Raw genomic sequence first — 16,812 nt, 5'->3', positions numbered from 1 at the left:
CAGGTTAGTAATTTAGAAGCTTTAGATTTTGACTATTTATTCCCTTGTGTTAATTCTGAATCTTCTTTGTTAGCGCGGTCTGGGGATGTTTCTGGTTTCACTATCTCAGAGAATACGATTGCTGAGAGTGTTTTCCCGTCTGTTAATTCTGAATCTTCTTTGTTAGCGCGGTCTGGGGATGTTTCTGGTTTCACTATCTCAGAGAATACGATTGCTGAGAGTGTTTTCCCTGGTGTTAATTCTGAATCTTCTTTGTTAGCGCGGTCTGGGGATGTGACTGGTTTCACTATCTCAGAAAATACGATTGCTGAGAGTGTTTTCCCTGGTGTTAATTCTGAATCTTCTTTGTTAGCGCGGTCTGGGGATGTGACCCCGGTTACTAAGCCAGAGAATATACCTGGTAATCAAGTATTAACCCCTAATGTTAATTCTGAGGTAGGGCGGTCTGGGGATGTACCCCAGGTTACTAAGCCACAAAATATACCCAGTAGTCAAGTATTAACCCCTAATGGTAATTCTGAGGTAGGGCGTTCTGGGGATGTGACCCCGGTTACTAAGCCAGAGAATATACCTGGTAAAGATGCACCAGCACCAACAAGTCAGGAGTTGGCTAGACGTGAGATATTGGGATTAACTACCCCCAGTAATGTAAGTACTCCTAAGGATATTCTACCAGTGGGAATTAAATTTGGTAAACAAGATGTTTTATCTGGTGTGTTGGTGAAGGGGAATGAAGATGGTAGTGAAGCTGTGAACTTTGAGGAATGGCTGATACCCTATGAATCTTTTCTTAAGGCTTTTGGCTTTACAGTCACTCCTTTACCTAATGGTAATGTTCAATTGCGATCGCCTGGGTTAGTCAAGGAATTTGACCCTAAGTTATTGATTGCAGACAGCGAGATTGGCGAGGCCTTGACTATCGCAGAGATACGTCGTCAGTTTATGGTAGAAATTAAATTTGATATTGATAGCTATGCGATTGTATTTGAAGGGTCTTGGTTATTTGCAAAAGGTCGAGAGGAGAAAGAAGTTAGACCCGTAGTTTTAGAGGGTTTACCCCGTGTGACTCCTCCTGAGTACGCCTTGTCCGCTGTGAGTCAAAATGTAAATTCTTCTCTACGTACTAACACTTTCAACAATAGTGGGTCAACCACCATCGGCGGAAAATTGGGAGACTTTACATTTAGTACCAGGGTTGCTCAACCAAACCTAGAAAATTTTAACCAAGCTTACCTACAAGACTGGAGAATACAAAATTTAGGCAAAAATAGGGATCATATTTTTGGAAGCCAAAGCTTATTTTATCCAGGCTCCTCAAATTTTGGCGAATTTTGGGGTTATAGTTATATTAGTCGCTTTGGTTATGAAGCAGGTCGCGGGGGGTCAGACGCTAATCTAAATTCCCGACTGAGTAACCGGGATTTTGTCCGCACCGTTGAAGGTAATGCTGCACAGGGGAGTTTAGTGCAAATTTGGGGCGGTAATGTTTTATTAGGTGAGGTATTGGTAAACGAGACGCAAAGATATAGTTTCCCTAATGTTCAAGGTAATAGATTTACAATTCTATCTTATCCGGAGGGTAATCTGGCGGCTACCCCGGAAAGAGAAATCAAAGTTATTGATCCTCAGTATGACCAACTTCCTGCTGGTACTAGCGCCGTTTATACCTCTGTGGGTACATGGCGTCAGCGTGAACAACATCAAAGCCTAGGTTCTGTTAGTGGTTTAGTCACGGGTGCGGGTTATCGTTACGGAATCTCCAATGATTTAACTGTGGGATTTGGTGGTGTTTATGATAGTGTAAATTTCCGCTCCTTTGGAGAGGTGATTTATGGTCATTCTAAATTCCCCTTGACTTTAGGGTTGCGTAGTCTTTCCGCTACCGCCAACCAGTCTAGCAGTTTAACTTTTTCCGGTAGTTTCAGACTTAATCCAAGTTCGAGTATTTTTTGGAGTATAGGGGAACAGGTATCTTGGCGACTGAATAGCAGTTTTGAACCCATCAAAAATGTGAGATTACAGACGGACTTAAGTAATACCGGGTTTAATGTCAGGAGCTTTCACAATTTATCATTGCTTGGGGTATCGGCGAACTTAAGTTTAGGATATGAACAAAAAGACAACTCTTTGCGAACCTTTGCGGAAACATCAACCCGTTGGCGCTGGGGAAATCTCTCTCATAATTTAGATGGTCGTTTTGAGGGGGATGGTGGTTGGCGATTACGCAATAGTTTGCAGTGGAAAAACTGGCAATTAGATTTAACAAACTCTTATAAACAGGTAGTTTTCAGTCGTTTTAACGCCCAAGAGTCAGAGATTTGGAATAACCTGAGTTTTCCGATTATTGGTAGCAATTCCTACCAAGAGATTTATTTAGTTAATAATTTGAATCGCCACAAGGATAATTCGATTAAAGACCAAATATATGGGCGTTATCTGAAGTCGGATAATGCTAGCCTAGCTGTAGCAGCTTGGCGACATAATGGCAACCCCACATCAGGGAGGGAACAGTTAGATAGAACTAATTGGAGTTGGGAGTTAGGTTATGGTTTTGGTTCCCAATCATCAGGGCCTGTAGTATCTGTGACCTCCCCGAGTTTATTTGCTGGTTTAAGTTTAAAAGCGGGGTATTCAGGTGCATCGGCGCAAGGAGTGAGTTCTGGATTCTCTTTGGGGTTGGTGATGAATTTGAATTTAAATCTGCAAGATGGTATCAGTACAGATAAAAGAAATGCTAGTCAGTTTCAAGGGAATGGAGCAATTTTAGTACAACCGTTTTATGATGAGAATAATAATGGGGTGCGCGAGAGAAATGAGCCTCTGATTACTTCAAGTGATAATTCTTTATTTATGCTGAATAATCTCTCTTTAAAACAGAATAAAAGTTTGTCATTAATTGGTAATGGAACTGTGATTCCTACTCCCATAGGGGAGCATAGATTAGATTTAGATCCAGCGGGGTATCCTATCGGGTGGGAACCTCAGGAAAGAGCCTTTGCTGTGGAAGTAGCCCCGGGAGCTTATACAATTGTGAAAGTTCCATTTGTGAAAACTGCGACGGTGGAGGGAAGGCTGAGAAATCAATTGGGTCAACCGGTAAATGGAGCTAGGGTAGAGGCTATTAGTACTAGCAACCAGAAAAAATACTTTTCTATTACCAGTCCCTCCGGTGCTTTTTATTTAGATAATCTGCCACTGGGAGAATATACTTTGAATGTGGGGGGGTTAGATATTACTCCCAGAACTCTGCAACTAAATAAATCGGAATTTGTGCAGAATACTTTAGAGTTACAGGTTTTTATTCCCCGTGACGGACAAACAGCAGACCGAGCAGCAGTTCCCACTTATACGGTTAGTGGATATCTCAAGGATAAAGCAGCAGAAAATCTCAAGGGAATTAAAGTGACTGCTGTTCATAGTGAATCGGGGAAAATTTTTACTTCCATTACTGATATTCAAGGTTTCTTTAAGTTTCAAGATTTAATTCAAGGTGAGTATCAAATCAAGATGGGTGATTTTGTTGTTGAACCGGGGAAATTTATCATAGATAGTTCTTCCCCATGGGAGAATAATATGACATTGCAAGTTAACGCATTTAAACAAGAAATTTACGCTGATGCAGCTAATTATGTTGTACGGGGTGTTTTAACCGACGATGGTGGGGCAAGATTATCTCAGGTTGAGGTAATATTAACTGAGGTGGAAACTAACCAGAAATCTTTATCAGAAACTAATGCTTTAGGTGCGTTTATTGTGGAAAATCTGCCTATAGGTAAATATAAGATAGAAATTAAAAAAGGAGCAGAGGAATTAGAAGCCAGTCCCAAGTATTTGGAAATTAACGAGGAATCTTTTTTACAGTCTACTGTGAATATTGAAGTCAACTTAAAGTAGAAATATTAATTGATTCCGGTGGTTGAGGGAAGTCGAAACCACGATCGCCCCCATGATATTGTTCCCTTCGACTGCGCTCAGGGAACATGGCGTTCCGGTGGTTAAGGGAAGTCGAAACCACGATCGCCCCTGATATTGTTCCCTTCGACTCCGCTCAGGGAACATGGTGTTCCTTATTCGCCATGTGTTGTTAGCAGAGACTTTTGATCTATGCTGAAAAAAGAAACTTGACAAAAAGCGGAGAAATGGTTGTGAAGTTGCAGCGACCGATTTTAGTGGGAGGATTGGGACTATCCTTTTGCTTATGGATGTTACAAAGCTGGGATGATTATATCTTACAGCTGAGTGAGGTGGGTTTGTTTGGCGCTCTGGCTGTGGGGGGCGGTTTGTGGTTATTCCAGAAAAATCAACCGCAACACAAAGCAGAGCAGTTGGATGGTATGATCAAAGGGCGGTCGGCTGTGGAAACTGCGATCGCCCAAGGGGAAGCGATAATTAGGCAATTAGAACAGGAAGCTGTCAACCACCCGGCCTTAGAGACGCTCCAAGGAAGACTGGGGCAGTTGCAGATAGAATTAGATAGGGAAGAAATTACCATAGCTGTCACCGGTGGTAAATCTGTAGGGAAAAGTAGTTTAGTTACACTGCTGGAGTCTAGGGGATGGGGGGGAACACAGAACAAAGTAACTCTATGGGAAACGACCCCTTTATTTACCCAGACAGGTGAGCAATCAGATATACCTATATTAGCAGCAGTTAAACAGTGTGATTTTGTCTTATTTCTGACCAATGGTGATTTGACAGATTGGGAATTTCAGAGCTTACAGCAGTTAAAAGCAGCCAATCAACCGGTGCGGTTAATTTTTAACAAACAAGACCAGTATTTACCAGAGGAACGGGAGAGTATTTTGCTGTCATTAAAACAGCGAATGTCAGAGAATGTAGTGGGAACGGTAACGTCTCCTGTGGCGCGCAAAGTACGCAAGCATGAAAGTAATGGTAATATCCAAGAGTGGATGGAACAACCGGAACCGGATATTGAGGGTTTAATTGAGGATCTGAATAAAATTGTCTCACAGCAAAGACAACAACTAATCTGGACAACTACCTGGAGAAAAGCCAAGTTGTTGAAAGCGGCGGGGAAAAACTGGCTGAATGAAACCAGGGGCGATCGCAGTATTCCCATTATTGAACAATATCAATGGATCAGCGCGGCTGCTGCCTTTGCTAACCCAGTACCAGCCCTAGACATTTTAGCCACAGCAGCGATTAACGCCCAGATGGTGATAGACTTAGGTAATGTATACCAGCAAAAATTTTCCCTAGAACAAGCCCAAACCCTAGGGGTAACCATGGGGGGGTTAATGCTAAAACTAGGCTTAGTGGAACTGTCCACCAAAGCCGTGAGCATGGTCTTAAAAAGTAATGCGATCACCTTTGTGGCTGGTGGTATAGTCCAAGGGGTGAGTGCAGCCTACCTAACCAGAGTAGCAGGTTTAAGTTTAGTGGCATACTTTGCCCAACAGGAAGAGGCCATAGATTCAGGAAATGTCTTGAATTTAGAGAAATTACGCCAGACTGTGCAAAAAGTCTTTGAGAGTAACCAGCAGATGAACTTGTTATCCAGGTTAGTTCAGGAAAGTATCAAACGCTTATCACCACAGACTGAAACTGTGAAATAATTGCACAAATAACCGTCAAGGACAAGTAATAACCTTGTGCCTTGGCGTAACTGTTAGTTTTAATATATAGGACTCGTATTTGATTTGTGAACAAAACTAAGAGATAATACGATAGATGAGACAGGTGTAGTAGGAGACAATGATAAATCAGTATCTGCCAACTATAGCAATTCTAAATGATTCATGAACAATTTCTATTCCCTATTTTCTATTCCCTATTTTCTATTCCCTGTTCCCTATTCCCTATTCCCTGTTCCCTGTTCCCTTTCTTCACCGATAATTTCTCAACTCAAATAGGATGACTATATTAACATAGTGACTTAGTAAAAAAATATTAACTTTTCATTCACAGGCAAAACACAAGATGGCAGCAGACTATATTGATATTGCGCCATTTATCGATCATTCTCTGCTGAACCCAACAGCTACCCCAGAGCAGGTCGAGCAATGGTGTGAAGAAGCGTACAGATTTAATTTTGCGGCGGTTTGTGTTCACCCTAGTTATGTGAAGCAAGCAGCAGAACTGCTCCATGGTAAAAATCCCCACATTTGTACAGTAATTGGCTTTCCTACGGGGGCGACCACCTCAGGGGTGAAACTGTATGAAGCTCAAGAGGCGGTGGAAAATGGGGCTACGGAACTAGATGTGGTGATGAATTTAGGTTGGTTGAAAGCTGGTATAATTGAGGCGGTACACCGGGAGATTGCCCAAATTTGCGAAGCAACCGGAGAACTGGTGAAGGTGATTTTGGAAACCAACCTGCTAACTGATCGGGAGAAAAAACTGGCGGCGGAAATATCCATGGAGGCCGGGGCGGGATTCTTGAAAACTAGCACAGGTTGGCACGGGGGTGCAACGGTGGGGGATGTCAGACTGTTAAAAGAAATGGCAAAAGACCGGTTGGGAATTAAGGCATCTGGGGGGATTCGCACCTACAATGAAGCTAGAGACCTGATCTTAGCCGGTGCTACCAGACTGGGAACATCTCGGTCAATGGATTTGCTGCGCCAAAGCCAAGACCAACGAAAAAGCTGAGTAGTCACGGGTGGTTGGTGGGCAAAAATTGACTAATGACTAATGAGTAAAACTTATAAAGTTACGGGAATTAATCTGAAATCCCAAATTCTGGGAGAATCAGACAGGGTAGTGACAATTTTAACCCGAGAGTTGGGTTTAATTCGCGCAGTAGCGCCGGGGGCGAGGAAGCCAAACTCTAGCCTAGGTGGTAGGAGCGGCGTGTTTATGGTCAATGACTTACTCATAGCACCAGGGCGATCGCTCGATAGAATTATACAAGCAGAGAGAGTAAAAACCTATCCTGGTCTGGCTGTGGATGTGGGGAAATTTGCCGCGGGGCAATATTTAGCGGAAATAGTGCTGTGTCAGGCCTTGAGTGAGCAACCCCAAGAGGAAATTTATCAGTTACTCCATAAATATCTTCGTAAATTAGAGGTATTAGATATAACAGATAGATATAGATATAATATTTATGCTTATTTAGCTCATGCAGTGTTTCACTTTTATGCTTTAGAAGGTTTATGCCCTCAAGTACAAGCGTGCTGTTTAACTAACTATACCATCAGGCCAAATTTCGCAGATCCTAACTGGCGGGTGGGCTTTAGTGTGACAGCAGGTGGTACAGTCTGTTTACAGGCGTGGGAAAATTTGCGCCAAGAAAAACAGCAACCCTCAGCCCTTGAGTCTAACTTAAATTACCAAAGGGTTGTGCATAGGGAAGATATACCGGTAATTTGTGCTCGGTTGGATGCTACAGAATTAGCTATGCTCCAATATCTCTCAGAAACAGAGATAATAGCAACAGATACTAACCAAAATTATCGCTGGTTATCTATTGAGCAAATTTTGCGCCAATATGCTCAATATCATTTAGGTCGCCCTATTCGCTCTGCTACCTTGATTGACTCTTACTTTGCTGCTAACCATGATGCAACCGTCTGATGTAGATAGAAAAATCTCATCTTTATCACCAAACACCAAAAAACACAATAGGGTATCGGATCCTATCGTCACAAATCACTTAAGTGCTGTTCCGCACAGCCCAGAACAGTGTCAATTAGATGTGGCTGGGGAAATAGCAAAAGCTGATCTTACCAGGGAATCCCTAGGCCTGAGCAATGGTCAGAAAGAAGGTTTATCAGTAGTGACTTCCCCAACTAAACCGCCCCAATTAGAGGGGACTGGTAAGCCGGAAAATAGACCAGAGCAGGGGTTTTTACCGGTGTTAAAAAATCCTAATTTTCTGGCGCTGTGGGGGGGTCAGGTTTTTTGCCAGATAGCAGACAAAATATACTTAGTATTAATGATTGCCTTAATTAATACGCAATTTCAGGGAAGTGACCAGAGCATTAGCGGTTGGGTATCAGCTTTGATGATGGCTTTTACCATTCCAGCGGTACTGTTTGGTTCTGTGGCGGGTGTATTTGTAGACCGCTGGCGGAAAAAGACTGTACTGGTAAGCACCAATGTTTGCCGGGGGGTGTTAGTGTTATCCATACCCTTGTTGCTGTGGTTAACACATGATTGGCGGCCGGTGGGGATGTTACCAGTGGGTTTTATCATGATTTTGGGGGTGACTTTTTTGGTGTCCACGCTGACACAGTTTTTTGCGCCCGCAGAACAAACAACAATCCCGTTAGTGGTGGAAGAACAGCATTTACTATCGGCTAATTCTCTATATACGACTACTATGATGGCTTCAGTGATTGTGGGGTTTGCAGTGGGTGAACCACTGTTGGCGATCGCCGATAGAGTATGGTTAGAAATAGGTGGTAGTGATGGACTAGGTAAAGAGCTGTTGGTAGGTGGTAGTTATGGGATAGCGGCGTTAATTTTGTTGTTATTAGTGACCAGAGAAAAACCCCACCATCCGGACACAGAATTTCCTCACGTCTTAGCTGACTTAAGAGATGGGTTGAAATACCTCAAAGCTAACTCTATACTGCGCAATGCTTTAGTAAAACTGACGATTCTATTTTCTGTATTTGCAGCTTTAACGGTGCTAGCGGTGCGGATGGCGGAAATAATTCCCAACTTAAAAGCATCTCAATTTGGCTTTTTACTAGCATTTGGTGGGATTGGTATGGCTGCGGGGGCGACAATGCTGGGTCAATTTGGTCAACGCTTTTCCTACTGTGAATTGAGTCTGTGGGGTTGCTTAGGGATGTCAGGGACTTTAATTGGGCTATCGGTATTTACAACCCAGTTAGGGATAATTTTACTGTTAGTAGCTTTGTTGGGTGTATTTGGGTCTATGGTAGGTATCCCTATGCAAACTGCGATTCAAACGGAAACGCCGGCGGAGATGCGGGGTAAAGTATTTGGGCTACAAAATAATGTGATTAATATTGCATTAACCTTACCTTTAGCCTTAGCTGGGGTAGGTGAAACCTTAATGGGACTACCAGCAGTTTTTGTGATTTTAGCTATTACTGTATTTTGTGGTGGTATATTAACTTGGTATAGTTCGCGCCAATAGTCAACAGTCCAGATGATCTTGGTTTCGTGGTAAACTCAGGGGAAGTTGACAATACCAGAGGCTGTGAGCTGTGAATAACTCAAAGGTTGATCAATTGAAACCGCTTTTCAAAATAGCTAATAAAGAATGCGTATAGCCTGGATTGGAAAGAAATCACCATTTTGCGGTAATGTCACCTACAGTAGAGAAGTAACAAATGCTTTACTAGACAGGGGACACCAAGTTAGTTTTCTCCACTTTGCTCAAGAAGAATCAGAAACAGAAAATTGTCCAAATTTCCAGGAAGTTTCCCTACCGTTTATTTACAAATCACAGGTTTACACAATTCCGACGTTAAAAGCAACTAAGGTATTAACGGAGTCTCTGCGGGAAATCAAGCCGGATGTAGTCCATGCTTCTTTGAGTTTATCGCCTCTGGACTTTATGTTACCGGAAATCTGCGAGCAACTGAATTTACCTTTGATTGCGACGTTTCATACAGCTTTTGCGGGGAAGGGGGCAAAATTTCTCTCGGGAACCCAGCTGTTAGCTTATCAGCTGTATGCGCCTTGTTTGGCGAACTATGATCGGGTGATTGTATTTTCCCAAATTCAGCGGGAGTTATTAGCCCGTATGGGTGTAAAGGACAGAAAAATCGCTGTGATTCCCAATGGAGTGGATGCGGTGAAGTATTCCCCCGGAGCTTCAGGGGTGAAAGCACAATTCCAAGCGGAGCGGTTGTTTGTCTATCAAGGTCGTATAGCACCAGAAAAAAACCTGGAACCTCTGTTACGAGCTTGGAAGCAGTCACAGATGGGAACTCGGAGCAAGTTACTGATGGTGGGTGATGGGGTTTTAAAGTCTTCTTTGGAACCGTTTTATGGCTCAGACGCGGGGATTATCTGGTTAGGATTTGTGGCGAATGAAGATCGGCGCATCGAAATTTTACGGGGTGCTGATGTGTTTATTTTACCCTCTCTGGTTGAGGGTTTATCCCTGTCTCTGTTGGAAGCAATGGCTTGTGGAATAGCTTGTTTGGCTACAGATGTGGGAGCGGATGGGGAGGTATTAGAGGCGGGGGCGGGTGTAGTCCTGAATACTAAGACAGTGCGATCGCAGTTAAGAACCCTTTTACCCCTACTCCAGGACCATCCGGAGTTAACCACCCTCCTGGGAAACAAAGCCAGACAGCGGGTGTTAGAGCGCTATACCCTGAGTAAAAATATCAGTCAGTTAGAGGAATTATATCGGGAAGTTTTAGCAGATAGGTCTGTACCTCTGAGTCCGAGAGGTTAAGCTATCAATTCTACAAATATTCAGGTTGAGCTAGGGGATTGATGGCGATCGCCTAGATTTTTTGTGTTTTTTTGACTGGTAATACTGTATCAGAGGTGACTTTTATGCCATTTTGTCAAGAGTTACTCAAATAAGTTTACAAAAGTTAAGATTTAGTTTACAATCTGTTACATAGAGTGTAAACGTCTAATTATTTTGTGAATATGGCTTTAACTATCCAGTCGGCTCAGAATATCTTTTCTAATACTCAAGTTCCCAGTCAGATTCCCGCGACCATCGCCCTGTTCGACCAACTGAGTGTTGACGACCAGCTAGCATATTTGTGGTTTGCGTATACGGAAATGGGGAAAACAATTACTCCCGCAGCGCCTGGGGCCGCCAGATTGCAACTAGCAGAAAGTTTGCTCAACCAAATTAAGCAAATGTCAGCGGAAGAGCAAACAAGAGTGATGCGGGATATTGCGAGTCGTGCTGACTCACCCATCAGTCGTTCCTATGGGTTTTTCAGTGTGAATACTAAGCTGGCTTTTTGGTACGAGTTGGGAGAGTTGATGAAACAGGGTGTGGTGGCTCCCATCCCCACTGGTTATCAAATGAGTCCGGGTGTGCAATTGGTACTAGAAGCCACCAAGAAACTTGATCCGGGTCAGCAAATTACAGTGCTGCGGAACACCGTAGTTAACATGGGATTTGATACCTCTGATTTAGGGCCGAGTAGCTACCCCAAAGCTGTAGAGGAACCAGCGTTTACTCGGACTGCGCCACCTGTGTCCTCAGTAAAAATTGACGGGATTACAGAACCGGCGGTTCTGGGCTACATTGAAGCGATGAACGCTGATAACTTTGATCAAGCTATTAGTCTGTTTACTCCCGACGGTGCGCTACAACCACCATTCCAAAAACCCATTGTCGGACATGAGGCGATCGCCAAATATATGCGCGAAGAAGCCCAAGGATTAAACATGATGCCACAAAAAGGTATCTGTGAGAACCTTTCCGATGGGTCTAAGCAGCTAAAAATTACAGGTGTTGTACAAACGCCCTGGTTTGGTGTGACTGTGGGAATGAATATTGCTTGGCGATTTTTAATTAATCCCGAAGGCAAAATTTTCTTTGTCGCCATTGATATGCTTGCATCTCCTGAAGAATTACTAAATCTGCGTCGGGTTTAGATTTCTGGGGTAGTTTGGGGTGTTGCTGGGGCTTAAATTTCTGGTTCAGCAACGCCTAATTAATTACCTAGGTGAGTTGGTTGTTGATAAACCCGTTTGAGGGTGTTCACATCTCTGGGTGAAATAGGCGGGGGATTGCTAACTTGGGAAAAGTATAAAGCATCGGTGGGTAAATCGCTATGACCCCAAATTCCCAAGGCGTGGCCGAGTTCGTGACGGGATGCGGCTTGAAGATATACCCCTGTTTGACTAGGACTCAATAAGATGGTAAACTTGTGATCTAGTATTCTATTATTTTCGTATACTTTATAGGTAGTTTGTGCGGAACGGGCCCGCGGGGGATGACCACGGGTAAATTGTAGAGGTGGGACTTGGCGGATAATTGTAATATCAGCTATTTCCGGTTTGTCTACTACCACCAAGGGTAAATAAACATTCCACTCTTGTACTGTCTCTATAACAGTGTTGACCCATGCTTGAGCTTGTGTATGATTAGCTGTTGTGGGGGGTTGTATATAAACTTGAATCGGAAATTTTGACCAGATTAAATAACCCACCCCGGTTTTTGCTACTTGGTCAAAGTAATCACCACTATTTGTGTGGTCTTGCCATTGCGCCAGGGATGGGGGTAGTGGATGGGTAGTATAGGATGTCTTTACTACTGTAGCAATAGATGGCAGATTTGTCAAGACAACTAGCAGCCCGGTACTGATGAATAAAGACAGAACTGCTAGTAATCTTTGTGTATAGAAATCTTGACGGCTGTAAGACGAATTAGGGTATTTTATTTTATATACCATTCTACTCTTACCGGATTTTTACTTAGGTAACCACCCAGCACTCAACAGCAATGTTAAACCCATAAATATAACTGTCAGCGCCCAGGTAACTCGGTTTAAAGTATCTTCGGCGCTTTTGGTGCTGCTAAATAATTGTGCTTGTCCGCCAATGGCTCCAATTCCATCGCCTTTAGGGCTATGTAGTAACACTAAAATAATTAACCCTAAAGCAGAAAGAGCCCAAATAATTTGCACAATAGTAGTAATATTAACTGTCATGGTCAGGCTGTCCGTAATAATTTATGGTTATTTATGGTTATTTATGTTTTCCCAATCATAGGGATTATATCACATTCTGGTCAGGTTGTTTGAGCGGTAGTGCCCTGGCTTTGGGGAAGCAGTGAGGAGTCAGAAGGTCTTCACTGCTGGGTTGGTTTATATACCAGCTTTGACCGGGGTACGTGTGGGTTGCACTTGATACCCGGACGGGATCAATAGGGAGCGTCCGGTCATTTCTGAGGGTTGGGGTAACTGGAGAATTTCCAGAATTGTGGGTGCTATATCCGCTAGTTTACCATCCCTGCACAGTTCTACATTTGTACCATGTCCGGGGATTTTAATCGTCTCTCCTTCTACTAAAATGAAGGGGACTGGGTTAGTGGTATGTGCTGTCCAGGGGTTACCCTGCTCATCCAGCATATACTCGGCGTTACCATGGTCAGCAGTAATAATTGCCGTTCCGCCCACTTGGGTAATACTACTCAGTAAGCGACCCAAACAATGGTCTACTGTTTGAATAGCGCTCATGGTGGCTGCCATTTTCCCAGTATGCCCTACCATGTCCGGGTTAGCATAGTTAATCACCACTAAAGAGTATATTCTTTTGTGAATGGCGGCGATCGCCACATCTGTAACTGCGTCCGCTGACATTCCTGGGGCTTTGTCGTAAGTTGCTACCATGGGACTACTGACCAGTTCTCGGTCTTCCCCAGGGAAAGGTTCCTCTAGTCCGCCATTAAAGAAATAGGTGACGTGGGCGTATTTTTCGGTTTCGGCGGTGCGAAACTGCTGTAAACCATGATTGGCGATGACTTCACCCAAAATATTCCTCAAATTTTGCGGCTCAAAGGCTACCTTCACTGGTAGTTCTGGGTCGTATTGAGTAAAGGTAGCAAAGGACAACCGCTGAATTTTTGCTCTAGTAAAGCCGGTGAATTTGGGGCTGACAAAAGCTTGAGTCAGCTGTCTAGCGCGGTCTGGGCGGAAGTTGAAGAAGATCACACCGTCCCCTGGTGCTATAGCCCCAGGAGCAATGCGGACTGGGTTAATGAATTCATCCGTCACATCTTCGGCATAAGATGCAGCCAAAACTTCAACGGCTGGACGTTGATCAATGTTAGCATCTTGTGTCATCACATCGTAGGCGCGTTGAATGCGATCCCAACGATTATCTCTATCCATAGCATAGTAGCGACCACTGAGGGTAACTATACGCCCTATGCCTTTTTGGTCTATTTGTGCTTGCAATAACTGGATGGCTTTAATCCCATCCTTGGGGAGAGTATCACGACCGTCGGTGATGGCGTGGATACAAACTTCTGAAATTTCCTGTTGTTTGGCTAGGTCTAGTAGTCCAAACAGATGGCTGATATGAGAGTGTACCCCGCCCTCAGAACACAGCCCCACTATATGCAATTTACCATTCTCACTGCGGACTTCCTGGCAAATCTTCACAAGTGCTGGGTTACTGAGAATAGAACCATCTTCGACTGCATCGGAGATGCGGACTAATTCTTGGGGTACTACTCGTCCAGCGCCAATGTTCAAATGACCAACTTCCGAGTTGCCCATTTGACCTTCTGGCAACCCTACGGCTTTTCCTGATGTGCTGATGAGGGTGTGGGGGTAAGCTGCCCATAAGCTTTCCATAATGGGGGTTTCAGCGGCGGTAATTGCGTTTCCTCGCTGCTGTTCGCGGTAGCCCCACCCGTCTAAAATGACTAGCACCACAGGAGCAACAGGTGCTTTGGTCATGGTCTTGCCCTTTACTTTCTGTAATATCCGAATAATACCACTGCTAATCTACAGTGCAAGTGAATTTTTACTTATTTCCTTTTTCCCGCAGATTTTGCCGCTTTTTTAGCAGCTTTTTCCGCAGCTATTGCTGCTAGTCTGGCTTGTTCTTTTTCTTCGGCAATTTTCTCTAGGTAATAATGATAGTCTCCTAGGTAAACACGAAATTCCCCATCCCGGATTTCTACGATTTTGTTGGCTACTTGGGAAATAAAATACCTGTCGTGGGACACTACTATGGCTGTACCATCATAGTTTTGTAGCGCCTCTTCTAACATTTCTTTGGCGGGAATGTCTAAGTGGTTAGTCGGCTCATCTAAAATTAGGAGGTTGGCTGGACGTAATAGCATTTTTGCTAAGGCTAACCGCGCTTTTTCTCCACCACTTAAAGCCGCTACTAGTTTAAATACCATGTCCCCACTAAAGAGAAATCTCCCTAAGTGTGTGCGCACTTCTTCGTTTGTCCACTGGGGTACTTGATCATGGATGGTTTCCATGACTGTTTTCTCTAGGTCTAAGGCTTCCGCTTGGTTCTGCTCGAAGTATCCCGGTATAACGTTATGATCCCCTAGTTTTACTGTTCCTTCTGTTGCTGGTTCTGTCCCCATTATTACCCTTAATAGGGTGGATTTACCCGCTCCGTTGGGACCGAGAAAGGCTACGCGATCGCCTCTTTCAATTAGTAAACTAGTTGCTAAGAATAATATCTTATCATCATAGACATGAGTTAGGTCTTTAATGATCACTACCTCCCTCCCACTGCGCGGAGACGGGGGAAAGCGAAAATGTAAGGTTTTTACATTGGCTGTGGGTGCTTCGATGCGCTCGATTTTTTCTAGTTGTTTTTCCCGGCTCTTGGCTTGGGTACTCCGGGTCGCACTGGCCCGGAATCTGTCTACAAATGCTTGCTGTTTCTCTAGTTCTTTTTGTTGGCGATCGTAGGCGCTTAACTGGGCGAGTTGATTTTCCGCTTTTTGTTGGAGGTATGCTGAATAGTTACCTAGGTAAGTAGTAGAAACACCCCTCTCTGTTTCTACAATCTGGGTACACAGTCTATCTAAAAATTCCCGATCATGGGAAACTATTACCATGGGGGTGGTTAGTCCTCTGAGGTAATTTTCTAACCATTCTATGGTTTCTAAGTCTAAGTGGTTCGTCGGTTCGTCCAGTAGCAATAAGTCGGGCTTTTGTAGGAGAATTTTACCTAAACTCATCCTCATCTGCCAACCACCAGAAAAGGCACTCACTAGGCGATCGCTGTCTTCGCTATCAAAGCCCATTTCTGGTAAAATCTTCCCAATCCTTGCATCTAGGTTATACCCGTCTAAGGCTTCAAACTCTCGCTGTAGTCTATCTAGTTTGTTAATCAGTTTATCTAGTTCTTCTAAACTGGCGGTCTCCATCTCCCTCTGTACTTCCCCTAGGGAAATTTGTACTTGATTTGCTTGCGCAAAGACTCGCCAAAATTCTTCTCTGACTGTGCGACTCGGATCTACTTCAAATTCTTGGTTCAGGTAAGCTATGTGTAAGCTGGATGGGCGAATTATTTCCCCCGCTGTGGGTTCTATTTCCCCTGTGATGATTTTTAGCTGGGTTGATTTTCCCGCTCCGTTGACTCCTACTAAGCCTATGCGATCTCCTGGTTTGACTTCCCAGTTAATATCTTTGAGAACTTCACCTGTGGGATATATTTTACTGATATGTTCGAGTCGCAGCATCAAGTTTCTCTGGGGTAGGGGATGGTTGTGAAGGTTAACACTCTTCCTGATTTTAACAAAATTTAACTTAAGTTTATGTTTTTTATTTAGTTTTTTATTTAGAGGAGTCAGGGGTTATAAACCCCGTTTGATGCTACCCAGGGAGTCAGGGGTTATAAACCCCTGTCTGATAGCTGAAGTCAGATAAATCTGACTACCATAATTTAGCTAGCAGTCTACTAGATCCCGGAATTCTCACATAATTAGCGATACTCTACCATAATTTATCTAGAAGTCGGGTATCTTTGGGGCGATGGCCTGTACGGGGTTTAAACGCAAAGGTCGCTAAGTACGCGCAAAGGTTCGCAAAGGTGTTTTTTGACAATATTTTATTTGGTTGGGTGGGGTCCAATTACTTTTTGATTCTGGTTTTCTTTGTCTTGTAGCTGTTGGTTTAATTTTAAGAGTTGCTCTAAAATGTCATCTTCAGAGGTAAATTTATAGGCTTCTATGACTAGTTTATCTAGTTGTTCATGGAGTTTAGATAGTTTGCTGCTGGGTTCGTTGTAGAATTTATTATATAATGTGGTGATTCCCCAGTTTTTAGACTCCATTTGTTGAGTCCGATATTCGTGGAGTTCTACGGTTTTGGCTCGGATTTTTTCGACTATCTCCCCTGTTGCTGTCTGGGGAAAGGGAAAGGTTTCAAAGCAGGTGGTATTAGTGTAGCGAGTATCTCCCTT

General features: G+C 43.6%; 11 protein-coding genes and 1 pseudogene. 7 read left to right on the top strand and 5 right to left on the bottom strand.

What is annotated here, in order from left to right:
- The 7 genes from NWP22_RS17185 to NWP22_RS17155 all read left to right on the top strand — a co-directional run.
- On the top strand, positions 1–3,894 hold a 3,894-nt coding region (locus tag NWP22_RS17185), incomplete at its 5' end, for an MSCRAMM family protein (protein ID WP_280802151.1).
- Positions 3,895–4,139: 245 nt separating this feature from the next.
- Positions 4,140–5,576 (top strand): YcjF family protein, encoded by a 1,437-nt coding sequence (locus NWP22_RS17180; protein ID WP_271733180.1) that lies wholly within the window; start codon positions 4,140–4,142, stop codon positions 5,574–5,576.
- Positions 5,577–5,940: 364 nt separating this feature from the next.
- The gene (deoC, locus tag NWP22_RS17175) at positions 5,941–6,612 is read left to right on the top strand and encodes a deoxyribose-phosphate aldolase (RefSeq protein WP_271733174.1); all 672 of its coding nucleotides are present in this window, start codon (positions 5,941–5,943) and stop codon (positions 6,610–6,612) included.
- 42 nt (positions 6,613–6,654) lie between these two features.
- Positions 6,655–7,536, top strand: a complete 882-nt coding sequence (recO, locus tag NWP22_RS17170) for a DNA repair protein RecO (protein WP_280802150.1) — start codon at positions 6,655–6,657, stop codon at positions 7,534–7,536.
- A complete protein-coding gene (locus NWP22_RS17165; RefSeq protein ID WP_271733179.1) occupies positions 7,523–9,073 on the top strand; it encodes an MFS transporter in 1,551 nt (516 codons plus the stop codon). The genes recO and NWP22_RS17165 overlap by 14 nt, the downstream gene beginning before the upstream one ends.
- A 126-nt stretch (positions 9,074–9,199) precedes the next feature.
- Positions 9,200–10,348, top strand: a complete 1,149-nt coding sequence (locus NWP22_RS17160; protein WP_271733171.1) for a glycosyltransferase family 4 protein — start codon at positions 9,200–9,202, stop codon at positions 10,346–10,348.
- 203 nt (positions 10,349–10,551) lie between these two features.
- A complete protein-coding gene (locus NWP22_RS17155; RefSeq protein WP_280802149.1) occupies positions 10,552–11,520 on the top strand; it encodes an orange carotenoid protein N-terminal domain-containing protein in 969 nt (322 codons plus the stop codon).
- A gap of 59 nt (positions 11,521–11,579) precedes the next feature.
- Here the strand turns inward: NWP22_RS17155 and NWP22_RS17150 are convergent, their stop codons facing one another.
- The 5 genes and pseudogenes from NWP22_RS17150 to NWP22_RS17130 all read right to left on the bottom strand — a co-directional run.
- The gene (locus NWP22_RS17150) at positions 11,580–12,320 is read right to left on the bottom strand and encodes a peptidase (protein WP_280802148.1); all 741 of its coding nucleotides are present in this window, start codon (positions 12,318–12,320) and stop codon (positions 11,580–11,582) included.
- Positions 12,321–12,338: 18 nt separating this feature from the next.
- A complete protein-coding gene (gene secG / locus NWP22_RS17145; RefSeq protein ID WP_271733168.1) occupies positions 12,339–12,578 on the bottom strand; it encodes a preprotein translocase subunit SecG in 240 nt (79 codons plus the stop codon).
- A gap of 156 nt (positions 12,579–12,734) precedes the next feature.
- Entirely contained in the window at positions 12,735–14,333 is a 1,599-nt protein-coding gene (gene gpmI / locus NWP22_RS17140; RefSeq protein ID WP_271733167.1) for a 2,3-bisphosphoglycerate-independent phosphoglycerate mutase, read from the bottom strand.
- Positions 14,334–14,404: 71 nt separating this feature from the next.
- Positions 14,405–16,090, bottom strand: a complete 1,686-nt coding sequence (locus NWP22_RS17135; RefSeq protein ID WP_271733165.1) for an ABC-F family ATP-binding cassette domain-containing protein — start codon at positions 16,088–16,090, stop codon at positions 14,405–14,407.
- Positions 16,091–16,458: 368 nt separating this feature from the next.
- A pseudogene (locus NWP22_RS17130) lies at positions 16,459–16,812 on the bottom strand (class I SAM-dependent DNA methyltransferase); the annotation flags it as partial.

This window comes from Anabaenopsis tanganyikae CS-531 (assembly GCF_029891675.1).
GTDB classification, from domain to species: Bacteria; Cyanobacteriota; Cyanobacteriia; order Cyanobacteriales; family Nostocaceae; genus Anabaenopsis; species Anabaenopsis arnoldii.
This window is presented reverse-complemented; position numbering and strand designations above follow the sequence as displayed.